General features: G+C 50.4%; 21 protein-coding genes. 5 read left to right on the top strand and 16 right to left on the bottom strand.

The features are described 5' to 3' along the window. Positions 1-19 precede the first annotated feature (19 nt). Positions 20-1,786 (bottom strand): L-fucose isomerase, encoded by a 1,767-nt coding sequence (locus A3848_RS12050; RefSeq protein WP_074085179.1) that lies wholly within the window; start codon positions 1,784-1,786, stop codon positions 20-22. A gap of 223 nt (positions 1,787-2,009) precedes the next feature. Here A3848_RS12050 and A3848_RS12045 point away from each other — a divergent pair, with 223 nt between their 5' ends. Both A3848_RS12045 and A3848_RS12040 read left to right on the top strand, forming a co-directional pair. Then, positions 2,010-2,780, top strand: a complete 771-nt coding sequence (locus tag A3848_RS12045) for a DeoR/GlpR family DNA-binding transcription regulator (protein WP_074085178.1) — start codon at positions 2,010-2,012, stop codon at positions 2,778-2,780. A gap of 111 nt (positions 2,781-2,891) precedes the next feature. Next, complete coding sequence (locus tag A3848_RS12040; RefSeq protein WP_074085177.1) at positions 2,892-3,365, top strand: MarR family winged helix-turn-helix transcriptional regulator; 474 nt, start codon at positions 2,892-2,894, stop codon at positions 3,363-3,365. 65 nt (positions 3,366-3,430) lie between these two features. Here A3848_RS12040 and A3848_RS12035 read toward each other — a convergent pair whose 3' ends face one another. The 13 genes from A3848_RS12035 to A3848_RS11975 all read right to left on the bottom strand — a co-directional run bounded on the left by A3848_RS12035 (position 3,431) and on the right by A3848_RS11975 (position 16,977). Then, on the bottom strand, positions 3,431-5,299 hold the full coding sequence (locus A3848_RS12035) for an LTA synthase family protein (protein WP_074085176.1): 1,869 nt from the start codon (positions 5,297-5,299) through the stop codon (positions 3,431-3,433). 28 nt (positions 5,300-5,327) lie between these two features. Continuing rightward, positions 5,328-6,035 carry a glycosyltransferase family 2 protein gene (locus A3848_RS12030; protein WP_074085175.1) on the bottom strand — a complete coding sequence of 236 codons (708 nt, stop codon included), beginning with the start codon at positions 6,033-6,035 and terminating at the stop codon, positions 5,328-5,330. A 111-nt stretch (positions 6,036-6,146) separates the two neighbouring features. Next, positions 6,147-7,382: a cation:proton antiporter gene (locus A3848_RS12025; protein WP_074085174.1), complete on the bottom strand. Its 1,236-nt coding sequence runs from the start codon at positions 7,380-7,382 to the stop codon at positions 6,147-6,149. A gap of 76 nt (positions 7,383-7,458) precedes the next feature. Further along, positions 7,459-7,836, bottom strand: coding sequence for a monovalent cation/H(+) antiporter subunit G (gene mnhG / locus A3848_RS12020; RefSeq protein ID WP_074085173.1), 378 nt, complete (start codon positions 7,834-7,836; stop codon positions 7,459-7,461). Next, positions 7,820-8,113 carry a Na(+)/H(+) antiporter subunit F1 gene (locus A3848_RS12015; protein WP_074085172.1) on the bottom strand — a complete coding sequence of 98 codons (294 nt, stop codon included), beginning with the start codon at positions 8,111-8,113 and terminating at the stop codon, positions 7,820-7,822. The genes mnhG and A3848_RS12015 overlap by 17 nt, the downstream gene beginning before the upstream one ends. Further along, a complete protein-coding gene (locus tag A3848_RS12010; RefSeq protein ID WP_074085171.1) occupies positions 8,110-8,589 on the bottom strand; it encodes a Na+/H+ antiporter subunit E in 480 nt (159 codons plus the stop codon). The genes A3848_RS12015 and A3848_RS12010 overlap by 4 nt, the downstream gene beginning before the upstream one ends. Before the next feature lie 6 nt (positions 8,590-8,595). After that, complete coding sequence (locus tag A3848_RS12005; protein WP_074085170.1) at positions 8,596-10,071, bottom strand: Na+/H+ antiporter subunit D; 1,476 nt, start codon at positions 10,069-10,071, stop codon at positions 8,596-8,598. Further along, the gene (locus A3848_RS12000) at positions 10,068-10,403 is read right to left on the bottom strand and encodes a Na(+)/H(+) antiporter subunit C (protein ID WP_074085169.1); all 336 of its coding nucleotides are present in this window, start codon (positions 10,401-10,403) and stop codon (positions 10,068-10,070) included. Before A3848_RS12000 ends, A3848_RS12005 begins: the two co-directional genes overlap by 4 nt. Before the next feature lies 1 nt (position 10,404). Beyond that, on the bottom strand, positions 10,405-13,263 hold the full coding sequence (locus A3848_RS11995; protein WP_083612096.1) for a Na+/H+ antiporter subunit A: 2,859 nt from the start codon (positions 13,261-13,263) through the stop codon (positions 10,405-10,407). A 32-nt stretch (positions 13,264-13,295) separates the two neighbouring features. After that, a complete protein-coding gene (locus tag A3848_RS11990; protein WP_074085167.1) occupies positions 13,296-13,544 on the bottom strand; it encodes an adenine nucleotide alpha hydrolase family protein in 249 nt (82 codons plus the stop codon). A 232-nt stretch (positions 13,545-13,776) separates the two neighbouring features. Beyond that, positions 13,777-14,358 (bottom strand): NAD(P)H-dependent oxidoreductase, encoded by a 582-nt coding sequence (locus tag A3848_RS11985; RefSeq protein ID WP_074085166.1) that lies wholly within the window; start codon positions 14,356-14,358, stop codon positions 13,777-13,779. Between the two features lie 82 nt (positions 14,359-14,440). Beyond that, complete coding sequence (locus A3848_RS11980) at positions 14,441-14,863, bottom strand: MarR family winged helix-turn-helix transcriptional regulator (RefSeq protein ID WP_074085165.1); 423 nt, start codon at positions 14,861-14,863, stop codon at positions 14,441-14,443. Positions 14,864-14,976: 113 nt separating this feature from the next. Continuing rightward, complete coding sequence (locus tag A3848_RS11975; RefSeq protein WP_074085164.1) at positions 14,977-16,977, bottom strand: oxidoreductase; 2,001 nt, start codon at positions 16,975-16,977, stop codon at positions 14,977-14,979. Positions 16,978-17,151: 174 nt separating this feature from the next. On the opposite strand from A3848_RS11975, the gene A3848_RS11970 reads away from it, so the two are divergent. Further along, positions 17,152-17,757 carry a TetR/AcrR family transcriptional regulator gene (locus tag A3848_RS11970; RefSeq protein WP_074085163.1) on the top strand — a complete coding sequence of 202 codons (606 nt, stop codon included), beginning with the start codon at positions 17,152-17,154 and terminating at the stop codon, positions 17,755-17,757. Here A3848_RS11970 and A3848_RS11965 read toward each other — a convergent pair. Then, the gene (locus A3848_RS11965; protein ID WP_074085240.1) at positions 17,744-18,790 is read right to left on the bottom strand and encodes a PocR ligand-binding domain-containing protein; all 1,047 of its coding nucleotides are present in this window, start codon (positions 18,788-18,790) and stop codon (positions 17,744-17,746) included. The genes A3848_RS11970 and A3848_RS11965 overlap by 14 nt on opposite strands. A 336-nt stretch (positions 18,791-19,126) precedes the next feature. Here A3848_RS11965 and A3848_RS11960 point away from each other — a divergent pair, with 336 nt between their 5' ends. Together A3848_RS11960 and dhaK are read left to right on the top strand one after the other, a co-directional pair. Further along, positions 19,127-20,260: a glycerol dehydrogenase gene (locus A3848_RS11960; protein WP_074085162.1), complete on the top strand. Its 1,134-nt coding sequence runs from the start codon at positions 19,127-19,129 to the stop codon at positions 20,258-20,260. 6 nt (positions 20,261-20,266) lie between these two features. Continuing rightward, positions 20,267-22,027, top strand: coding sequence for a dihydroxyacetone kinase subunit DhaK (gene dhaK, locus A3848_RS11955; protein WP_074085161.1), 1,761 nt, complete (start codon positions 20,267-20,269; stop codon positions 22,025-22,027). A gap of 71 nt (positions 22,028-22,098) precedes the next feature. Here the strand turns inward: dhaK and A3848_RS11950 are convergent, their stop codons facing one another. Further along, entirely contained in the window at positions 22,099-23,301 is a 1,203-nt protein-coding gene (locus tag A3848_RS11950; RefSeq protein WP_244169700.1) for an NAD(P)-dependent malic enzyme, read from the bottom strand. Positions 23,302-23,466: the final 165 nt, after the last annotated feature.

Here is a 23,466-nt window from a genome sequence, read left to right as displayed (position 1 = left end):
ACCTGCCCGCTTCCAGAAGTTAATATAGGGGTCCAAAGTTGCGGCAGGCCCGGTAGTCCGCAGCCTCGAGACTCTCCGTCCCGAACAGTGACCAGACACGCGGCCGGAAAATCCGCGACTCCTCCACATTATGCATACTGACCGGAATGCGGAGCATGGATGCCAGTGTAATCAGATCTGCACCAATATGACCGTAGCTGATTGCTCCGTGATTGGCTCCCCAATTATTCATCACGTCATACACCGAGCTGAAAGAGCCGGTTCCGGTGAGAATAGGGGCGAACCAGGTGGTCGGCCAGGTAGGATCTGTACGTTCATCCAGCGTGCGGTGCACCTCTTCAGGCAGCTCCGCAGTATAACCTTCCACCAGTTGCAGGACAGGCCCCAGTCCTTTGACCAGATTAAGCCGCGCCATTGTTACAGGCATTCCGCCCTTGGTCAGATAATCGGTAGAGAAGCCGCCCCCTCGGAAATATTCCTGTGAAGCCGCCCGGAACTCCGTTGCCTTCAGAGTAGCTTCCACTTCCTCATCTGTGATCTCCCAGAATGGTTTGATTACCGGCTTGCCCTCTCTCGTCTGTTCACCTGCACCGTCTAGTGCAGCAGATCCGGAATTGATCAGATGGAGCAGGCCGCCAGCTGCCTGGTCTTGCAGCTCGTATCCGGTCACACGCTTCACGGCTGCCGGACTCCAGTAGGTGCGGACATCGGCGAAGATCTGCGCCGTATTCGTCAGCAGATAATTGAACAGCATGGTCACGCCGTTCAGGCTGTCATTCTCCGTAGCCAGAATATAAGGAGCGCGCTTGCCGTTCCAGTCGAAGGAGGAATTCAGGATCGTCTCCATGAAATCACCATTCGGGAAGTGGTCCGTCCATTGACGCTGCCCCTGGAAGCCGGCGGCAAGCGCGTTGTGGCCTTGAGCCTCTTCTTCAAATCCAAGCTCTGCAAGCAGCGGATTCCCGACCATCAGATCACGGCCGATAAGTGCCATCTTGACGCAGGTTTCCCACTGGGCTTCCTTCTCTTCGCTGCTAAGCTGGAGATGTCCAGGGTTATTATCAGGGCCGATCCGGCAATTCTCCTTCGTCCATTTCAGCGCTCGGGCAAATTCCTCCTGATCGTAAATACCTTCCTCGAAACGGCGGACGAACTCGGACATATCGATATATTCATTGCGCATGCCCAGGTACTCCTGAAAGAACTGGTCATTCACAATCGAACCGGCGATGCCCATCGATACCGATCCCATCGACAGGTAGGAGGTACCCTTCATCAGAGCAACGGCAAGTGCCGATTTGGCGAACCGCAGCAGCTTGGTCTGGACATCAGCCGGGATATCCTCGCTTCCTGAATCCTGCACATCCTCCCCATAGATCCCAAAAGCCGGAATGCCTTTCTGGGCATACGCTGACAGCACAGCAGCAAGATAGACCGCGCCGGGTCTCTCCGTACCATTGAATCCCCAGACCGCATTCGGAATCGCCGCATCCATATCCATCGTTTCCGAGCCATAACACCAGCAGGGTGTTACTGTAATGGATACCCCTACATTCGCGCCTGAGAATTTGGCCTGAGCGGCTGCAGCTTCCTTCACTCCACCAATCGTGGAATCCGCAATTACACATTCCACAGGTGAGCCGTCAGGGTAATGCAGGTTTTCCTTCAAAAAGGCAGCGACCCGCTCCGCCATACCCATCGTCTGGACTTCCAGTGATTCACGCACACCGCGGCGTCTCCCGTCAATCGTCGGGCGGATTCCGATTTTGGGATAATGAGTTGTCATGCCAAATAACCTCCTCCGAATGATAAGAACAATAAAAGCGTTTGCATATGCTCTATCATAAAATCATAAACCAGGTATGTCAACATAAATCCACACATTTATAGTGAGTTTATGTGGTTTTATCAATATAAATGTGGAGTCTTATGTGGATTTTCCTTTTATTTATCCCTCGGATTATAGTAAAATAGAAATAAAGATCAATCATGCCAGGAGGTCCGCCTTAGTGAGAGCATTTGAACGCCGTGAACTCATTATCAATAAGCTCTACCGTAACAAAAAAGTCCATGTCGCTGATTTGGCGCAGGACTTCAATGTCTCCGAAGAGACGATCCGCAGAGATTTGGAAAAGCTGGACAAGGAAGGCATCGCTAAGAAAAGCTATGGCGGCGCCATCCTGAATGTTCACACCAACGAGGACCCTTCCTATTCCCATAGACATGCGGTCAACCTCGAGGCCAAGCGGGCCATTGCCGCGAACGTCCTGGAGCTTATTAATGATGGTGACAGCCTGATGACCGACACCAGCTCAACCGCTTTTGAAGCACTGAAGAAAATTACCGAAGTCAAAAAAAACCTGACGATCATCACCAATTCACTGGTCGTCCTGTCCGAGTTCCAGCATTCCGGGCACAAGCTGATCTCCACAGGCGGCGTGCTGGGAGCTGAAACCAACTCCTTTGTCGGGCCGAGCGCCTCCCACACCATCCAAAGATATAATGTGGACGTCGCATTGTTCAGCTGCAAGGCACTTTCAATGACAGGCGGACTAAGCGATTCCAACGAAGCCGAAAGCGAACTCAAGATTCTTATGCGCCAGCAGGCCAGCAAAGCGGTACTTCTCGCAGACTACTCCAAATTCGACCGGATTGCTTTTATCCGATTGTTCGGCTTTGACGAGATAGATTTTATCGTTACAGACGAGAAGCCCTCGGAGGAATGGAGCATGTTTCTGAACAAATACCAGGTCTCACTTCTCCACAGTCCCGCAGAATAATCCGGCTACAGTGGTACGAAGCTCCTTTTCACATAAGTTTCTTGTCCTTTCCATTCCTTTGCTTCACATGATGACCTATAATTAAGGGAAAGATGATCTTTGAGGTGTGCGATGAACGAAGACAGAAAAGGCAAATATGATAACATTGATGAGCTGATGGCTGTATTTCAGCAGTTCTCCAAAATCAACTGGCAGAAGAACAACCCCACCCTGCTGAAGCCCAGTGAAATTCGTGTGCTGGTTACGATCAAATTAGGAACCGAGAAATCCGGCAAGCCAGTGCTTACGATCTCTGATATCAGCAAAATGCATAAGGTCACCTCCCCCACTATTACCCAAATGGTGAACAGTCTGCTGGCACAGGGTTATGTGGTCCGCACCAGTGATGCCCTGGATAAAAGGGTCAGCGGGATTGCATTGACTGACAAAGGCGAACGCTGTGCCGACGCCGCTGTTGACAGAATACGCGACACGTTCAAGGGGATGATTGACTATCTCGGCAAGGAACGGAGCGAAACGCTTATCGAGCTTTTGAATGGGGTCTATCACTATTTCGAAGAAATCAACGGGCAGCTTGAGGACTGATAACCTATATTTTTAGCACAAAAAAACAGCAAGTACAGGGCAAGCCCTATACTTACTGTTCCGGGTTACTGCTGATCCGGCCGGTCTGGAAGCTGCATCAGATAGCTGTTCGACATGTTCAGCAGCCGCTCCGCAGCTTCGAACTGCGCTTCTGTGGAGCCGCCTTGGGTCACCGAATTATCATTTAGACTGTAGTTGCTTCCATCCTCGTAATCATTCCCCGTCAGATAGATGCTCGTGTTATTCACGAAGGAACCTGTAGGCAGGAAATGCCGGAACGGGATCAGGTTGGACGTGGAGTTCAGCAGATCCTCACCGAAATGCAGCTGGTTTTGCAGCGGCACTCCCAGCAAATTGGACACTGTTGGCAGGATGTCAATCTGTCCGCCTGTCCGGTCAATGACCGGAGGCAGTGAGCCACTTGGCGAGTGAACGATGAACGGAATATTGAACATATCCGTATAACCGTATTCATGTCCGATCATTTCTTTCAACAGATCCTTCTCATCATTGCCAAGCGTATACATCGGCACACCCTGGTGATCCCCGTAGAATACAATCAGGCTGTCATCCCACAGTCCGCTGGTCTTTAGTTCCTCCAGAAATTGCCCCATCGCATAGTCCGCATAATTCTGAGCCTGAATATAGTCACCCAGCAGCGTCCCCTGATAACGTTCCGGCAGCTTCATCTTGAACTTTTCCTCAGGAAGCCGGAAAGGATGATGTGCACTCATGGAAATGACCATTGCATAGAACGGCTGATCCTTGGCATCAAGTACGGCCAGCTCGGGTACTGTTTTGGCGAAAAGCACCTCATCCGAAGACCCGAACGCGATATGGTCATCATCCCCAAAGAATGACTGGTCATAATATTTATCAAAGCCTATCGCTTTGTACAAGTCTTTGCGGTTCCAGAATTCCACACTGTTCGTATGGAAAGTAGCCGTAAAATAACCGTTCGCACTCAGCAGCTTCGGCAGGCTGGGCACGGATTTTTTCATATAGGGCGATGATGTTGCAGGTTCGTTCTTCGGCACATAAAATGAGGAGTTCACCACGAACTCGGCATCCGAAGTTGTACCCTGACCCGCATTGGTGTAGAAATTGTTGAAGTACGTATTGCTGTGCGCCAGCTTGTTGATGTTCGGCGTAATCTCCTGACCGTCAATGGTCAGTCCGATCAGGAAGTTCTGGAACGATTCCATCTGCACCACGATCAGATTTTTGCCCTTATCGGCTCCCAGGTACTTCGGTGACTGCGGTGTTTCAGTACCCTTAATCGTATTCACCGCCTGCTGGGTTATCTCCTTGCTGTCAATAAGCTCTTCCCTCTCTGTGCTGTCCGCAAACAGCGTATACACCTCGTAATTCAGGATCCCCATGCTTTCCGCTTTTTTGATCTCGTTCATGCTTGCGTGGTTGGGCCAGATATTGAAGAAGCACAAAGCGATCGAAACGGCGGTCACGGCAAGCAGAACGGGTCGGCTGAGCCGGTACGTGCCTCTTTCCTTCCACTTGGCAATATATTTGGGACGGAACATCAAGAGCAGGAAGAAGACAATGTCCACAAAGATAAACAGATAATACGGTGTGATCAGAGAATACGTGCTCTCTCCGACCTTGGTAACCTTATCCGCTTGCTGCAGCGCATGGTAGGTGGCAATCACGCCATAATACTTGTAATACATCAGGACGGAAAAATAAATAACCGTAATGAACAAATTGGCTATCATATAATACAAGATCTTCCGTTTGGAAGACAGCCATTCAATCAGACTGAACACAATAATGAAAAAAGGAATTTCGGTAAAGACCATACTCCAGTTCGGACCGTCGCTGAACACGACAAACCAGGCCACCGCACTTTTGAGCAGAAGCACGAAGCTGAACAAGAGAATCGGCCGATTTAAAATGCTATTCAATGATTTCTTCATGAAACAATTCATTTCCTTTCACAAAAAATTAATCCCCTTTGATGCGGTAGTGGATAACCCTCTTCTGCAATCTGCCGATAACAACCGCGTCCATGAAGCCTACAAAGATTCGGTTGAAAGCACCGTAACGATAACCTCCGTCCCTTCCCCCCTGATGGCTCACCGACACCTCAATCACGGAAAAGCCGTTCATCTTCGCGAGCGTCGGCAAATACCGGTGCATCCCGCTGTATAAATGGAAGCTCTCCGCCACTTCACGTCTCATCAGCTTCATGGGGCACTGCGCATCATACAGGCTATCACCGGTGAGAAAATTCCTTATCCCGTTGATGAGTCTTAGCAGCGTCCTTCGGAGCAGCGGGCCTTTACGGTCCATCCGCTTGCCATTCACGAAATCCACCCGTTCAATGAAGGGCATCAGCCTGAAAATGTCCCTGGGATCAGTCTGCATATCCGCATCAAGCAGAGCGATAAGCTCTCCGCCGGAGGCTTTCATTCCCGCCCAGATCGCTGCCGTCTGGCCGCAATTTTTCTCGAAATGGATGACCTTCACCGCTGAATCGGACCGGGCGATCTCATCCAGAATGCCAACACTGCGGTCCCTGCTGCCGTCGTTGACGAACACAATCTCATAGCTTTCTGTCCGGCTCTCCATTGCATTCTTGATGCTGTCATAGAGCTGACGGATACTGTTCTCTTTATTATATAGTGCTGCGACTACAGATAGTCTGATCAAACCGAACCACCCCGGTACATGGATCTCTCATTTTTCTAACCACATGGACTTCTCCGACAACTGTATCAATACCACTACTGCATTAAATCACAAAGTACTTAGGTTATCAACCTATTTTTGTGTGGGATATACGTCCTGGGTTAATCCAAGTTTTTTCACCAGCGGCTTGATCGACAGTCCTTGGACCAGTAATGAGAACAGCACAACACTGAACGTCAGTACTAATATATCCTGCCTTCCTTCAAAGGACATAGGCAGACTCAGGGCAAGTGCAATGGACAAGCTTCCCTTCAAGCCGCCCCAATTCAACACACTTTTCCAGGAACCCGGGAAGTTTCTAAGAGCAGCAAGGCTTGTGTAGAGCGCTATCGTTCTACCCAGCAGTACGATCACAATCGCAGCGAGAATAAGCCCCCACTTATCGGAGAAGTTAATATTCTTAATTTCCAGGCCAATCATCAGGAAGATCAGGGAATTCGCTACGAGGGTGATCACATCCCAAAAGGAATTAATGTTCGTCTTCGTAGTCTCTGACATGCCGACCCGTGCTCCATAATTGCCAAAGATCAGCCCGCTTACCGCTACAGCAATAACACCCGAGACCTCAAAATGCTCTGAAATGAAATAGCTCCCAAAAAACAGCAGCATGGAAAAGCCAATCTCCAGCGGAAAGTCATCATACAGGCGGATCAGCTGGGAAAATATATAGCCCATAATGGCACCGATCAGAATGCCCCCCAGTGCAAACTTCAGAAAGAGCAATATTCCGCTGCCGATTCCCGCCCAGCCCATCTCCATGTAAGACAGCAGGTATATGGATGAAATCTGGAACAGCACAACCGCAATACCGTCGTTAAACAGCGATTCCCCTTCGATGATGGTCACAATATTCTTGGGGACGCCCAGTGATTTGAAGATCGAAATCACGCTGATGGGATCCGTTGCGCTCATCAACGCTGCAAAGGTAAAGGACACGATCAGCGGAAGTCCCAAGCCCCAATATACCGACAAGCCAATAATGAGAAAAGACAACAAGGTTCCGCCAAAAGCCAAAGCCAGCACCGGCTTACGCTGATCCATCAGATGGGAAAAAGGCAGCTTGAGGGTTGCGTCTCCCAGGAGAATAGGAAGGAATAATGAGATAATAATTGCCTGAAACACGTGAGATTGTGTAATAAAAACTTCTGCATCCTCCAGTACAGGGACACGAACCAACCCCAGAAAAAGTCCTACCATGACCAGTGCAATAGAGTATGGTTGATTGACCTTTTTTGCAACCGCAATAACGCCGATGGATATAGCAAGCAGGATCAGGACCTGGATAAATGTTTCATCGAAGTGATTCATACGGCACCCCATTTTACAATTTTCGAACCCACACCAAGTTTCTTAGATTATACTTCAGTACATCTATCGGATACACTTATTCATTCTTAGAACCGGACTGATTCGTCCCGTTCTTCTCCAATACCGGCTTCAGGTCATCCTGCACGCTTCCCTTCCATAAAGGCACACCGGAGCGGTAAGCCGCCCGGCCATTCAGATGACCGGCAACCGGGGAGGTGATGAAGACAAACACAATCGCCAGCAGCAGCTTAATACTGACTATATTTATATAGAAGAAAAAAAATAGAAAGGCTCCTGTCAGCACACACAATACGCCCAGCGTAGCACTTTTGGTCGCGGCATGGGACCGTAAGTAGACATCCGGCAGCCGGACCAGCCCAAACGCGCCAAGCCCGCAAAACACTGCACCCATTAGCACCAAAACCCCAATCAGCAGCTCACCGATCAAGCTCATCACCCCCCTGCTCAATAACCGCATCTCTTTCAATATATCTTGCTAATGCGGTTGTTCCGATAAAGGTCAGAATCCCAATCACAAGGACAATTTCAATATAATCCTCAGTCTTCTGCTGTATGCTCAGCACCGCAATCACCGCCAGCAGATGAATACCGATGGTATCAAGGGCAGCAATCCGGTCTGACCGGGTCGGTCCCTGAACCAACCGGTACAGGCAGGCCAGCATGGCTAATGCCAGAATAATCAGCGCAAGTTGAAGCAGGACAGAAATCATAGCCGGGTCACCTCCATAATTGCTTTTTCAAAGGTTCCCTGGATCTGGCGGGAGAGCTGGCCGGCATCTTCAATATCCATGGCATGAATATAGAGGATCCGGCCGCTGCCCGAGACTTCCAGTGTAAGCGTCCCTGGTGTCAGACAAATGAGGCAGGACAGCAGCGTAACCTCAAAGTCAGAGCTCAGTGCGGTTTCATAAGCGAAGATTCCCGGACGGACTGTCAGTCTGGGCCGGAGAATTTGCCGGATAACCGCGAAGCTGGATAACACCAGTTCCCGCAGGAACAGCGCCAGCAGCTTCATAATGGACCACACGCGTTTCAAATAGAGCGGTTTGGGCAGGAAATTGTGCAATACCATCAGAAGTCCGCACCCCAGCAGATAGCCAATGACAAAACTTGAGCCTGAGCCGTCACCGATCAGCATCATCCACAGAAACGCAGTCATCAGGTTTAATAAGATTTGAACAGCCATCTTCATCTACTCCTTCAATACAGCTTCAATATAGAGCCAGGGGGAACCAAGCACTTCCCCTGCCTGAGATACATACGTATTCACCCATTCCGCTCCAAGGCCCATAACGATGACCAGAACGAAGAGTCCGGCTGCTACCGCCGTTCCGCCTTTTAGATTTACTTTGGGCAGTTCCCTGTCCGGTGGATTACCCCAGAAGGCCAGCCTGAATACTTTGATCAGTGAGTACAGCACAAGCAGACTGGAGCCTAACCCGATAAGAGATAACGTCAGCATACCCGAATCCAGTCCTCCCCGGATGATCAGCACTTTGCCGGGAAAGCCGCTGAAGGGCGGGATACCGGCAAGCGTTAGTGCCAGCGCGAAAAAACTCCAGCCCAGCAAAGGATAACGTTTGATCAGCCCCCCCATGCTGGATAACCGATCCGTGCCCGCAGCGGCAATGATCAGCCCTCCCAGAATGAACATGAGACCCTTGCCCAGCATATCATGCAGCAGATAATAGACCGTTCCATCGAGCGCATCCGGTGTTCCCGCGGATAAGCCGAAGGCAATAAAACCCACACTGATAATGACGTTATAATTCAGGATGCGGGGGATATCATTATAGGCGACAGCACCCATTGCGCCCAGAATCATGGTAGCTGCCGCCATCCAGGCGATCCAGCCGTTCGTAAAATGAGGATCACTAGTAAAAATAAGCGTAAACGTCCGAATAATCGCGTACAGCCCCACTTTGGTCAAAAGTGCTCCAAATAAGGCACGGACCGCGGCAGGCGGCGCACTGTAAGAACCGGGGAGCCAGAAAAAAAGGAACAGCCCGGCCTTCAGAGCGAAAACAGTCAAGAACAGCACAGCGATCACATTCAGAACACCGCTTTGTCCGGTCTCAGCTATACGCTGGGACAATTGAGCCATATTCAGTGTACCCACTGCCGCATACAGATAGGCAACAGCCGCTACAAAGAGCGTTGAAGAGACAATGTTGATCAAGAGATATTTTGCAGTTTCCCGAAGCTGATGCTTCGTTCCGCCCAGGGAGATCATCGCGTAAGACGAGATCAGCATGACTTCAAAAAAGACGAACAAATTGAAGATGTCACCTGTCAGGAATGAACCGTATACACCTACGAGCAGAAAATGGAAGAATGAATAGTAATAGAACCTTTCCCGCTCCGGACCAATGCTGGTGAAAGAATAGAGCAGAATCCCCAGACTCACGGCTGAAGCCGTGAGTACTAACAGCGCTGCAAACATATCTCCCACCAGGACAATGCCATAAGGCGGAGCCCAGCCGCCCATATGTAAAGTCTGTATCCCCTTCTCGTGGATACGGGAAACCAGTACACAGGATAGAACGAGATTCAGAATGCCGCTGAATATGCTTATGAACCGCTGCAGCAGCACCTGTTCTTTCAGAAACATCAGAATAACAGCGGTGCACAAGGGAATAAGAATCGGCAGAACCAAGAGATTATTCATTGTTCCTCCTCCCGGACAGAATCCATGTCATCCGTCCCGTGTGCCTGATAAGCACGGTAGGCAAGCACAAAGAAGAAGGCTGTTACACCGAAGCTGATCACGATGGATGTCAGAATCAGCGCCTGCGGCAATGGATCTGCATAGGCTTCCGCCTCGTTACCTAGTAAGGGTGCTGCCCCTTTTTTTAGTCCGGCCATAGTCAGAAGAAGCAGATGGACGCCATGAGTAAGCAAGGAAGTACCGAGTACAATCCGCAGCAGGGTTTTGGATAAAATCAAATACACACCGACCGTAAATAAAATACCAACCGCTACAGCCATCATCCATTCCATTTTACTCATCCCCTCCTATGGTAAAGATAATGTTCATCGTCACGCCGACGACCGCCAGATAGACTCCGAGATCGAACAGAACGGCTGTCGCAAGCTCTGTATCCCCTAGCAGCGGCAGATCAAAATGGCCAAAGGAATGGCTCAGGAATGGCGCTCCAAAAGCAAAGGAACCAGCCGCTGTTAGTATAGCAATCAGCAGCCCCACCGCTGTGAGAATACGGTAATTGACCGGAAGAAATTTGCGGACGGGTTCAATTCCCAGTGAAATCGCCATCAGAATCATGCCGGCAGACGTCATCAGAGCACCAATGAAGCCGCCGCCCGGATGATTATGTCCGGCAAAGAATAAATACAGCGAGAAGGTAAGAATGATTAACACTATTCCCTTGGACATCGTACGCAGAATCACATCATTGCTGCGGAACGGAAACCAATAGGCTGCCGGTTTGGTTTTCTTCGCCTGCATTATAGCCCCTGGCTCCATTCTCAGATTAACCAGTCCATAAATTCCAAGGGACGCCACGCCAAGAACCATAATTTCGAACAAGGTATCGAAACCTCTGAAATCTACCAGGATAACATTCACTACATTTTTGCCGCCGGCCAGGGAATAGCTTTCGTTCAGGAAAAATTCCGAGATCGGAGCAAATGGGCAGCTGCCCATCGCCGCCAGTGCTACCAGTGTCATCGTCAGTCCGACACCTGCAGCGAGGATAAGATTCAGCCATTTGAAGGAAGCTTTCTCCTTCTCCTGCTTCAGCTTCGGCAAATATTTGAAACACAGCAGGAACAGGATCACCGACACCGTCTCCACAATCATTTGTGTCAAGGCAAGATCTGGAGCACGGAAGATCACAAACAGCAAGGTTACCATGTAGCCCACTGCACCTGTGAATAGAATGGCATTGACTCTCGACTTGGCAAAGGGGACAGCGATGGCGGCAACCAACATGACCGCAACTACTGCCACTTCGTATATGGAGATTGGAGCGTAATCCTTCATTCCCAGGGTGATCCCCTGTGCTCCTAGCAGTGTACTCCCGAGAGCAATAATGAAAAACCCGAAGATATACAGCAGATAATTCCGGTTGCTACCAGTCATATACAGATTGGTGATGCGGGCTGACCCGCCTTCTAAGGCGCGAAGTCCAAGATCATACATGCGGTTAAGCGAATCCCTTCCACTCCACTCACGATCCAGTATCCGCAATCTTCCATAGCCTCTATACAACAGCATACCGGCAGCGATCACACCCAGAGTCATGAAGATTTCCGGTGTCCAGCCATGCCAGAAATGAATCGGGACATGGAGACTCATCTCCGGCGGCAACAGCCCGTATTGAATCGAAGCTACTGCCGGTTCAATTAAGGATGAGCTCAGCAGGTCCGGGAAGAAGGCAAAGAAGACAGCCAGGGAAACAAGCAGTACCGGGGAGAACAATAGCCCCGGCGGAGCTTCATGCGGCACTTTATCCAGCTTCTCGGGCTGCAGCTTGCCGGTGAACGTTTTGAAGACCAGAATCATGCTGTACACAAAGGTAAATACGCTCGCTATCCAGGCAATGACGGGAAAAAGCACAAGCCAGGACTGTGTACTCCAAATATCCAGCTCACGAATATCCATCACGGCGGTGAAGAACATTTCCTTGCTCAGGAAGCCGCTGAACGGCGGAAGCCCGGCCATGGAAAAGGCTCCAATGAGCGCCACGGAAAAGGTGACCGGCATGAGGGACATTAAGCCTCCCAGCTTGCGCAGATCCCTTGTATTCGTCTCATGGTCTACAATCCCAACCACCATAAACAGGGTTCCCTTGAACACGGCATGGTTGATCAGATGAAAGACAGCTGCCGCTGTGGCCATCGAATAGAATACTGACTCCTCTGTACCGGAGAAAAAGGCTGCGGCAGAGCCCAGTCCCAGCAAGCACATGATCAAACCCAGCTGACTGACGGTAGAAAAGGCAAGCATGGCCTTCAGATCCGTTTGCTTGATAGCTTTGAACGAGCCATACAAGAGAGTAACGAGTCCGACCAGTGAGACCAACCAGAACCACTCCAGGTTTCCGGCAAATACAGGAGTAAGCCGTGCAACCAGATACAGGCCGGCTTTGACCATCGTTGCCGAATGGAGATATGCACTGACCGGAGTCGGCGCCTCCATCGCATCAGGAAGCCAGATGTGAAACGGAAATTGCGCCGATTTGGTAAAGGCCCCCAAAAGGATCAGCAGCATGGCCGGAAGGAACATCAGTTCCGCAGACAACTGGCCGGCTTGCACGATAATCTCACGGATGCTGTAGGTTCCGCTCATCACATAGAGCAGGTTGAATCCTGCAAACATCGCCAGTCCGCCGAACACGGTGATCAGCATCGATTTGAGTGCTCCATAGCGGGATCTTTCCCGGCGGTGCCAGAAGGCAATCAGCAGAAACGAAGTAATACTGGTCAGCTCCCAGAACCCGTAGAGCACCATCAGGTTGTCAGACAACACTACACCAAGCATCGCTCCCATGAACATAAGCAGATACATATAGAAGTTACGGATCGATTCCATCCGCTTATCGAGATAATAGATGGAATATAGAACTACGAGAGCCCCCATCCCTGTGATCAACAGGGCGAATACCAGACTCAGTCCATCCAGCACCAGGGTAATATCCATTCCCAGTGAAGGTATCCAGGATACCGTGGCAACCGTATTTTCTCCAGCTTGAATGCCGGATACCTTCATCAGGAAGTACACAAAAAGAGCAGCTGGAACTGGCAGTACCGCCCACCCTGTATGAAGACGCGGAATACGTTTAACGAGCGGGATCAGAACAGCCAGCAGAAATGGAATCCAGATTACAGCATGCAGCACAGCTAAGCACTCCCCCTCTTCACTTAAGTAATCTATTTGCCCGGCTTTACCCAGACACCTTGCACAATCCGCAAATACTGCGCTTCACCCGTCTCCCACCCGGAGAGATATTGCTCCTTCTCATGGTTGTACTCATTATCCTTAGACGAATCTACGGTGAGCACACATAAAGGAGCGCTGAGCAACTTAGATAACTGGCTTCCTCTTTGAATCAGCCGCTGTCCGTGCGGGCCATAGTGGACACATACCATAATGCTTTCGCTGCTCGGTCTAAGGGTCATCCCTCTTCCTCCTGGCTTAAATTTCCATAAAAAAACGCAAAAAGAGCCCGCTGTTGGCAGGCTCCTCCGGGTACATCTGTATACAATTACACTGATTATATAGGTTACAAGGATGATTGTAAAGGAACAGCGGGTCAGCTACCAGCTTTGAGATCAGGAATCACTGTCTATCCACGCCTATAATATCCCCTTTCCCCGGATAATTATGATCTATTATAGAGTTACTCAGAGATTAGAACAGAGTAGTTACCGTTTCCTCAACCTGAACCAGAATTTCATCCAGAGCAGCCTGGCCGACTGAAGGAATGCTTCCAAACAGCAGGTGCTCTACCATTTCGATGCCTGTAAACTCGAAAATCCCGGTATCGGATGTGATTTTGAGTCCCGCTGTCATTCCGATTGAGTCATAGATTTCTTTTGGCGTGCCGTGTGTATTGATAATGAGCCCTTTCTTGCCTGTCAGCAGCTTATCTATACCAGTTGCCCCATAAGCATATGCGAATCCGTAGGAAAATACCCGGTCCACGTAACCTTTGAGCATGGCAGGCAGCCCGGTCCACCAGATCGGGTAGATAAAGGTCACGACATCCGCCTCAGCAATAAACTTCTGTTCGGTAAGAATGTCAACAGGAGTGTTCCCGCTGCGTATCGCTGCAGTATCCTCAGGCTTCAGCACGGGCTGAAAGTCAAGATCGTACAAATCGCGCACAACAACTTCATGTCCCTTTTTCTTCAGTGCCTGGACAGTGGTTTCCAGAATTGCATGGTTAAAGCTCTCAGCACTAGGATGGGCATAGACAACTAGATGTTTCATTTTGATTACCTCCGGTTTATGGTTGGGTTGAACTGGTCTATCCTTATTTTGCATAGATATCTATATACTTATACAAAAAAATTTAGAATCGTCTATAGATATGCTCCAAAAGACATTCGAGATCCTCCTGCTGGGCAGGATTCAGACCTCCATACAGGGCCTCATTCAGCGTATCGGATATTTCCCGGAATGCTTGCTGCAGTGAAATACCTTTATCTGTAAGTTTAACAAAAGTTATTCGGCTATCCTCCCCGCTCTTGACTCTGCAGACATATTCCAGCCGCTCCAGCTTGTTCACCAGAACTGTTACTGTGGGCTGTGTGAGATGAACCTTAAGCGCAAGCTCCTTAATGGAGAGGCCGTCCTGCTGGTACAGATGCACCAGAACATCTCCGTGGGAGGGGACGATATCTTCGATGCCGCGCTTCTCAAGCTCTGAGGCGATCAGCTTGTGGGCCTCGGAGCGGATCTTGCTGATAAGTGACAGTGCATTATAGTTAGGCATGGCCCTATTATACATAGATATCTATATGTTTTCAACTAAAAAATAAGCCGAAGAACTTCCCGTCTTCCTCAGCGGGGGAGTCCTTCAGCTTACTATCACATTAAATTCGGCAATTAAATATTTTTGACCACTTCATAAGCATCCCAGACCGCATACATAATATTCTGCACCTGCTTGGCATCTCCCAGCAGATACGTTTCCGGAAGCTCTTGACTCAGCTCGTCATACAATTTCTTCTGTGGGGCATAACCTACGGCCAGAATCGCTGAATCCGCAGCAACTACTCTTTCCTCGCCTGCTTTATTTCTCAGTACAAAGCCCCCGGCATCCGCGCCGGCTACCACGGTATCTGTAAGCAATTCGATGTCTTTAAAAGCCACCAGATCGCGAAGCATATCTTCATTGGCATGGCATAGCGGGCCGCCAATGGTCAGAATGTCATCCTGCATTTCTACGAGAGTGACTTTCTTTCCTTGCTCTTCGAGCCATAATGCCGTTTCGCAGCCAACCAGTCCACCACCGATGATGATCGTGGAATCTCCCGCATCCTTTTGACCCAGCAGAACCTCTTCCGCAGTATACACGTTGGAGGAATCTCCGATGGTGAAGCTTTTGGGCGTTGAGCCTGTGGCAAAGATCACAGCATCCGCTCCGCTGGCTGCGATGATGTCCGAAGTAACCTCACTGTTCAGACGAAGGTCAATACCCAGCGCTTTCAGTTCAACTCCATACCAGTCGGCCAGCAAATGGTCATCTTCCTTGAACCCGGGTACTCCGCCGGGGATCAGATTACCTCCCAGACGATTACTCTTCTCATGCAAAGTGACCTGATGCCCGCGAATAGCAGCCACACGCGCTGCTTCGCAGCCCGCCGGACCCCCACCGATGATGAGCACACGCTTCGGCTGCTCAGCCTTACCGATGGCATAATCCTTCTCGCGTCCGCAGGCCGGATTGACGGCACAGGAGATAGCAGCATAGGAAGCGAGCCGGCCCATGCAGCCCTCCTGGCAGGACAGACACGGACGAATCCGCTCGATTTGACCCGCCCAGATCTTGTTTGGAATATCGGCATCCGCCAGCAGCGGACGGCCCAGCGCGATCATATCGGTTGCTCCGTCACGAATGGCATCGCTGGCCCGGTCCGGATCATCCAGTCTTCCGGCGGTGATCACAGGAACCTTAAGAATGCTTTTTAGAATTTTATTGTATGGCAGATAGAGTCCCTTCTCCTGATACATAGGCGGATGCGCCCAATACCAGGAATCATAGGAGCCCACATCCCCGTTAAATGCATCGTATCCGGCTTCTTCCAGGATCAGTGCCGCTTCAATCCCTTCTTCAATATCCCGGCCCTGTTCCGTGAATTCCTCACCGGGAAGCCCGCCCTGCCGCCAGTCCTTAATGAAGCTCTTGATGCTGTAGCGCAGCGAGACCGGATAATCCTGACCGCATTCCGCTTTGATCGCCTGGACAACTTGGGTGGCGAACCGCAGACGGTTGCGCAGGCTTCCACCATATTCATCGGTCCGCTGGTTGAAGAAGGAAATGGCAAATTGGTCGAGCAGGTAGCCTTCATGCACCGCGTGAATCTCTATTCCGTCGAACCCGGCTTTTTTGGCAATCGCAGCAGATTCGGCAAATTTTCTTACATAGGTATGGATTTCCTCAATCGTGAGCTCACGGCAGGTCACATCCGGCAGCCAACGGTGAGGAATCGGCGAAGGTGCTACAGCAGTCTTGCCTACAATCGAAGGAATGCTTACACGCCCGAAGCCTGCGGACAGCTGCAGAAAGATTTTTGCCCCATAGGCATGAATCCGTTCGGTCATCATCTTGCCGGTTTTGATGAAATGGTACGGGTTGAGCGTTGGACAAGGCATGGACGGCAATGCGCATTTCTCAATCTCATTCTCGACCATCGTAACGCCTGTCATCAGCAGGCCGGTGCCGCCTTTGGCACGTTCCACATAATATTCCACGCCGCGCTCATTGAATGTTCCATCCGCATTGCAGAGTCCGCCGGGTCCCATCGGGGCCATCACGAATCTGTTTTTCAACTCCAGCTTGCCGATTTTGAACGGTTCAAATAAAAGTCTGTGGCTGTCCTTCACTGTAAGTCCTCCCAGAAATCATATCAGGTTATTTTCGGTGAATACATTCACTGAATATATTCATTATAGATCCATAACACACTAAATAATGTGATTATTTTCACTAATTTGAATTGACAAAAGAAAGTCAAACCCCTACATTTAAAATAGATTATCCAGGACGGAGTGTACCAAATGCTTAAGAATAAACCTTTAACCTCCAGGCAGCTGCAGAGTATCCAGACCAAAAGCAACTTGTTCGAAAGTGCCGTTAAGCTGATGAAGCAGCACTCCCTGGAGGACATTACGATCGCTGAGATTTGCCGTGGTGCCGGTGTTTCCGTAGGTTCCTTCTACAACTACTTCTCCACCAAAAGTGACATTCTCGTGGAAATGTACGAGCAGGCTGACGGATTTTTTGACCAGAAATTCAGAGGACTTGAGCCTTCGGCTTCGATACAGAATGATATTGTGGACTATTTCAAAATCTATGCGGAATACAATCTAAATGTGGGCATCGCAACGATAAAGCAGCTGTACACCTGCAACAATAAGTTGTTCATCGCCAAGGGACGCTACATGCAGAATGTTCTGCAGGCGCTGCTGGAGAAAGGGCAAGCAAATAGACAGCTCATAGACAGTATGTCTGCTGAGGAAATGACGGAGTATCTATTCATCGCTGCACGCGGCGTCATCTACAATTGGTGTCTGCACGAAGGCGGCTACGATCTGGAGCGGAAAATGGAAGAATATATGGCCCGGCTGGTAGTAGTTTTGTTAAAAGTCCCTACTCTCCCCTGACCAATGAGCGGTAGGCTGCCGGTGTCAGCTGCTCGTGTTTTTTGAAGATTTTGATAAAATATCCGGCATCGCAAAAGCTGAGCTGATCACTGATCTGATTGATTGACAGCTCCGTCGTTTCCAGAAGCTGCTTGGCCCAATTCATTTTGAGCCGGGAGATGTAGACTGAGAAGTTCTCTCCGCTCTCTCTAACGAATAACCGGCTAAAATAACTCGGACTGATATGGCAGAGCTGCGCCATCTTCTCCAGCGTGAAATTCTCGTGCTTGTGGCTGTAGATATAATCGAAGGCCGGTTGCAGGACTGGATTGGAACAGCTTGCCATGGGAACGGCTGGAGTCATTAATGATGGAACTCCGCTTCCGGTAAGTACACCTGCACCGCTCTGCTTCTTATCCCCCGCTTGAACAGCTATATACCTCGAATCTGCCAGTGCCTTATTGGACATAATATGAGCTGATGGTGCAGCTTGGGTCTGCTGGTACAAATCCATAATTTCATTCTTCCGGCTCGCTTCTTCAACAATATAATTGCACAGATGGGACAGCATCCCGGCAATAGACTCCACTTGTGAATATGGCATCACGGGCAGCTGAGCATATTCCTCTCTTAAGGCTGCGAATGTGCCAGTGCTCCCCGGCGTATCCGGACGGGATACAATTTGCTCAAGCTGCGAGTCATCGTTCCCGGCCAGCCTAACCTGCCCCGCCATCACAGCTCCAACATACTGATTGTCAACCGTTATGGGAATCGCTATATCCAGAATGTTGAAGTGGCATAAATACACATAAGGCTCGTTCAGCCGGACAGCCTCCAGTCCCCCGCGCGCATCACATTTCTGGCAGTAAGAGGATAGCTCCGCATCCTGTCGCACCGCCTGACAGAAGGATTGGCAGCGGCTGTGCCGGGAGACCGGAACCCCTTTATAATCCACTGTGATTATAGCCATTTGTGTGACAAGGGACAGGGAATCCTGAAGCGCATTCCATTTCTCGAGATCAATAATCGACTTTAGATCATATTTCGACTGCATCATCATCCGGTCCCCATCTCTGGCAGAATAACACCTGTTCTATTCTTGAATTATATCGAATCCTGCCGCCTTAGGACAAGATAATTATATTTTCATGGAAAATAACAAGAATTTACGATCTGAAAACGCTTAAACTCGCTAGTTTCCTTCCATGCATCTGTCACAGCCCCTGTCTATAATGTAGATATACGAAAGCGTACGCTTCCTAAGCCAGCTTTGTACAAAGCCTATTCAAGGAAGCGTTGCTCACAAAACTAAGCATAGGCTTCCGAGGCCTGTTTTGTACGAAATCTGGTCAAGGAAGCGATGCTCACAAAACTTTAGGAGGAACAAGTCATGAGAAAAGTGTTCATCAGCCCAACCAAATATATCCAGGGGGAAGACGAGCTACTTAACCTGGGGTATTTTGTGAAAACCTTCGGAGACTCGGCCCTGCTGATTGCCCACCCGGACGATGTGCAGCGGGTCAAAGCCAAGCTGGATGCCACTAGCAGTAAGTTCGGGATCACTTTGATTACGGGCAATTTCCACGGAGAATGCTCCCGCCAGGAAGTTGCCAGGCTGCAGGCACTGGCCCGTGAACATGCTTGTGCCTGTACGATTGGCCTTGGCGGAGGCAAAGCAATTGATACGGCCAAATGCGTAGCCGAAGGCGATGCCTTAATCATCGTTCCCACCATTGCTGCAACTGACGCTCCAACCAGCCATTCTGCTGTCCTATACACACCGGAAGGCGCATTTGACGAATATGCATATTTCAAACAAAGCCCATCCGTAGTTATGATCGATACAACCATCATCGCGGAAGCCCCTACGAGGTTCCTGGTATCCGGAATGGGAGATGCTTTATCCACTTATTTTGAAGCCAGAGCTACTTCGCGGTCCTTCTCCAATGTAAATGCCGGGCTCCCCTGCGGTGTGCGCGAAGGCGTGAGTACAAAGGGCAAAGGAACCAAAGCCGCTCTTGCCCTGGCCCGGGTATGCTATGAAACTCTGCTGGAGGACGGCGTTCAGGCCAAGCTCGCTTGTGATCAGAATGTGGTTACGCCTGCACTGGAAAATATTATTGAGACCAACATCCTGTTGTCCGGTCTCGGCTTTGAGAGCAGTGGACTTGCAGCAGCGCATGCCATCCACAATGGTCTGACGGTGCTGGAAGGCAGCCATCATTATTACCATGGCGAGAAAGTAGCCTTCAGTACCCTGGCCCAGCTGGTGCTGGAGAATGCCGACAGCCGCGAAATCCAGGAAGTACTCGCTTTCTGCGTTTCGGTAGGTCTTCCTGTGTGCCTTGCAGACATCGGCGTTCAATCCATTACAAAAGAAGAACTGCTGGACGTCGCACGCAAAGCCTGTATCCCGGAAGAATCGATCCATTCCATGCCATTCCCGGTCACACCGGAAGCGGTAGCTGCGGCGATTACGGTTGCCGATCAGCTGGGTCAGGCCTTCAAGAAAGGCAGGGTGTAGACGCGCATGAAAAAGATAATCAATCAGCCGGAAACCTTAGTCCGCGAAATGGGTAATGGGCTGGTGATGGCCCATCCAGAGCTGGCTTTTGACAGCAAACACAAGGTCATTTCCAAAAAAGCGCTCAACGAACAGAAGGTTACCCTGATCAGCGGCGGAGGCAGTGGACATGAGCCTGCCCATGCGGGCTTTGTGGGTCAAGGGATGCTGGACGCTGCAGTCTGTGGAGATGTATTTGCCTCCCCCTCCCAGATCCAGGTGTATCAAGCTATCCGCAGTACCGCAGGCAGCAAGGGTACTCTCCTGATCATCAAAAATTACAGCGGCGATATGATGAACTTCCAAAATGCGGCGCAGCTGGCCATTGAAGACGGCATTCAGGTCGACTATGTGAAGGTGGAAGATGACATCGCGGTGGAGGATAGTCTGTATACCGTCGGCAGAAGAGGTGTGGCCGGAACCATTTTTGTGCACAAAGTCGCTGGTGCCGCGGCGGAGGCCGGCCTGTCCCTGGAGGAAGTGAAGCGGGCAGCCCAGCATGCAGCGGATAAGATTCGCAGCATTGGCTTCGCTTTTACCTCCTGCACCGTTCCAGCCAAGGGAACACCTACCTTCCAGCTGGCGGAGGATGAAATGGAATATGGTGTCGGCATCCACGGTGAGCCGGGTATCCGTAAGGAAAAGGTGGTCAGTGCCGATGAGCTTGCCGGACGCATGATTTCCTCCCTACTGGCAAATCTGCAGCTTGAGGGTAAGACCGGTCAGGAAGTAGCTGTTCTTATCAATGGCTTCGGAGCCACGCCGCTGCAGGAATTGTATGTTCTGAACAATGCTGTCATGCGGGAGCTGTCCGAACGCGGCATTACGGTTCGGCGGACGCTCGTTGGCAGCTATATGACCAGTATCGATATGGCCGGTGCTTCAGTGACCCTGATGCATCTTGACGATGAGCTGAACCAATGGCTGGCCGCCCCCTGCGATACACCTGCCTTGAGAATCACCGGCCCCTCAGAACCTGTTTTGTATACCGATCCGCTGGAACAGCAGTCTGAGTCCAGAGAAGTAAGCTATACCAATGAAACAGATCCTGCGCACGCAGTCATCCAGAACGAAAGCCTGTCGCTGTATAACATCATCTATCTCATCGACCAGATGAGCCAAATTATCATCGAGAACGAAGTACCGTTCTGCGAGTTGGATGCCCATGCAGGAGACGGCGATTTCGGTATGAGTGTAGCCAAGGGCTTCAAGCAGCTGAAAAAGGAATGGCCTGATCTCCTGGAGAATCACTCCAAGGACATCGGCAGCTTCCTCAAGGCCTGTTCCTTGATTATTATGGAGCACTGCGGAGGCGCTTCCGGTCCGATCTGGGGCTCTGCGTTCCGTGCGGCAGGGAAAACTGCTGACAGCAAGACCTCCCTGTCCATTCATGAAGTGGCTGAACTGCTTGCCGCCTCTGTCAAGGGCATTCAGGATACCGGCAAGCGCTCCTTCGGCCGGGGAGCCGTAGTCGGCGACAAAACCCTGATTGATGCTCTGGTTCCCTGCGCTGAATCGTGGCAGAGCAGCGCCGGGCAGGGCGACACACTGCATGACGCTTTCACCAAGGCCGCCGAAGCCGCCGTTCAAGGCGCCAAAAGCACAGAGGCCATCGTGGCCCGGATGGGCAGAGCCGGCACCGTCGGCGAACGCAGCATTGGCTACCCGGATGCCGGAGCCTACGCACTCGGTGTAATCTTCACGGCGCTTGCAGAAAGCGTGAAATAAATTTCAGTTAACATTGTAAATAAACAGCGCGGCCGTCCACTTGGGACGGCCGCGCTGTTTATTTACTTATTTCATGAATGGACGCCGATTTGCAGGTTTTTTTTGGATACTCCGCTTTTGAATGCCGCTTCAGCAACGGCCACGCGGATTCTCTCCACCACCCGCGGGTCAAAGGCATCCGGGATAATATATTCCTCATGAAGATCCGCAGGATCAATAACCGAGGAAATCGCCTCAGCCGCCGCCAGCTTCATCTCGTCATTAATGTCTGTAGCTTCACAATCCAGTGCCCCTCTAAAAATACCGGGAAAGCACAGCACGTTATTAATCTGATTCGGATAATCTGAACGGCCCGTTGCCATCACTCTTACATGCGGCGCAGCGATCGCGGGATCAATCTCCGGCATAGGATTCGCCATGGCGAACACGATGGGGTCCTTAGCCATGTTCAGCACATCTTCCAGCTTCAGCACATCCGGTGCAGAAACTCCGACAAAGACGTCCGCACCTTTGATTACATCCGACAGCTGGCCGCTCTCAAGGTTGGGATTCGTCAATTGGGCAAATTCGCTCCAATGTGTCCGGCTATAGGAAACCGTCCGGCTGATGGCACCTTCCCGGTCCACACCGATCAGGTTCACAGCCCCGGCTTGCAGCAGCATTTTGGAAACAGAGATGCCGGCTGCGCCTACGCCATTCACCACGATTTTGACATCCTTGATCTGCTTGCCGCATACCTTCAGAGCGTTCAGCAGCCCGGCAAGCACAACGATGGCTGTACCGTGCTGATCATCATGAAATACCGGGATATCCAGTTCATTCCGCAGTCTCTTTTCGATTTCAAAACAACGGGGCGAGGAAATATCCTCCAGATTAATGCCTCCGAATGTAGGGGCGAGTGCTTTTACAATCGTAATAATTTCTTCCGTATCTTTCGAATCAAGGCAGATCGGTACAGCATCCACATTGGCGAACTGCTTGAACAGCGCCGCTTTGCCTTCCATAACGGGCATGGCCGCTCTCGGGCCTATATCTCCCAGACCGAGCACTGCGGTTCCATCGGATATCACGGCTACCGTGTTTTTCTTTGTCGTCAATTCATAAGCCTGAGCCTGATCCGCAGCAATCGCCTGACAAACCTTCGCTACACCTGGGGTATACACCTTGGACAAATCCTCTTTCGTCCGGATCGGATTCTTTAAGGTTGTTTCAAGCTTCCCTCCCTTGTGCAGGAACATGATTTCTTCCAATAATTCCACAATATCTCCCCCCATTAATCCACTGATTCTCCATCCCGTTATTGAGCCTCTGTATGTATACCTAATAGTTATCGGTAGTACCCACCAGATTCACAAGATAATCGTTCTAATCTATTGGAGTTTTGATAGCTTAACTTCTTCACTCTACATCGCTCGTTCATTCTTTTCGCTGAAGTACAT

This window comes from Paenibacillus sp. P32E (genome assembly GCF_001909085.1).
GTDB lineage: Bacteria > Bacillota > Bacilli > Paenibacillales > Paenibacillaceae > Paenibacillus_AQ > Paenibacillus_AQ helianthi.
Note: the sequence above shows the minus strand (reverse complement) of the source record. Positions and strands in the feature narration are given on the sequence as shown.

Coding starts and splice junctions, on each gene's coding strand:
- A3848_RS12050 (WP_074085179.1), bottom strand. CDS start 1,786: ATGACAACTCATTATCCCAAAATCGGAATCCGCCCGACGATTGACGGG.
- A3848_RS12040 (WP_074085177.1), top strand. CDS start 2,892: ATGAACGAAGACAGAAAAGGCAAATATGATAACATTGATGAGCTGATG.
- A3848_RS12035 (WP_074085176.1), bottom strand. CDS start 5,299: ATGAAGAAATCATTGAATAGCATTTTAAATCGGCCGATTCTCTTGTTC.
- A3848_RS12025 (WP_074085174.1), bottom strand. CDS start 7,382: ATGAATCACTTCGATGAAACATTTATCCAGGTCCTGATCCTGCTTGCT.
- mnhG (WP_074085173.1), bottom strand. CDS start 7,836: ATGAGCTTGATCGGTGAGCTGCTGATTGGGGTTTTGGTGCTAATGGGT.
- A3848_RS12015 (WP_074085172.1), bottom strand. CDS start 8,113: ATGATTTCTGTCCTGCTTCAACTTGCGCTGATTATTCTGGCATTAGCC.
- A3848_RS12010 (WP_074085171.1), bottom strand. CDS start 8,589: ATGGCTGTTCAAATCTTATTAAACCTGATGACTGCGTTTCTGTGGATG.
- A3848_RS12005 (WP_074085170.1), bottom strand. CDS start 10,071: ATGAATAATCTCTTGGTTCTGCCGATTCTTATTCCCTTGTGCACCGCT.
- A3848_RS12000 (WP_074085169.1), bottom strand. CDS start 10,403: ATGGAATGGATGATGGCTGTAGCGGTTGGTATTTTATTTACGGTCGGT.
- A3848_RS11990 (WP_074085167.1), bottom strand. CDS start 13,544: ATGACCCTTAGACCGAGCAGCGAAAGCATTATGGTATGTGTCCACTAT.
- A3848_RS11985 (WP_074085166.1), bottom strand. CDS start 14,358: ATGAAACATCTAGTTGTCTATGCCCATCCTAGTGCTGAGAGCTTTAAC.
- A3848_RS11980 (WP_074085165.1), bottom strand. CDS start 14,863: ATGCCTAACTATAATGCACTGTCACTTATCAGCAAGATCCGCTCCGAG.
- A3848_RS11970 (WP_074085163.1), top strand. CDS start 17,152: ATGCTTAAGAATAAACCTTTAACCTCCAGGCAGCTGCAGAGTATCCAG.
- A3848_RS11965 (WP_074085240.1), bottom strand. CDS start 18,790: ATGCAGTCGAAATATGATCTAAAGTCGATTATTGATCTCGAGAAATGG.
- A3848_RS11960 (WP_074085162.1), top strand. CDS start 19,127: ATGAGAAAAGTGTTCATCAGCCCAACCAAATATATCCAGGGGGAAGAC.
- dhaK (WP_074085161.1), top strand. CDS start 20,267: ATGAAAAAGATAATCAATCAGCCGGAAACCTTAGTCCGCGAAATGGGT.
- A3848_RS11950 (WP_244169700.1), bottom strand. CDS start 23,301: ATGGGGGGAGATATTGTGGAATTATTGGAAGAAATCATGTTCCTGCAC.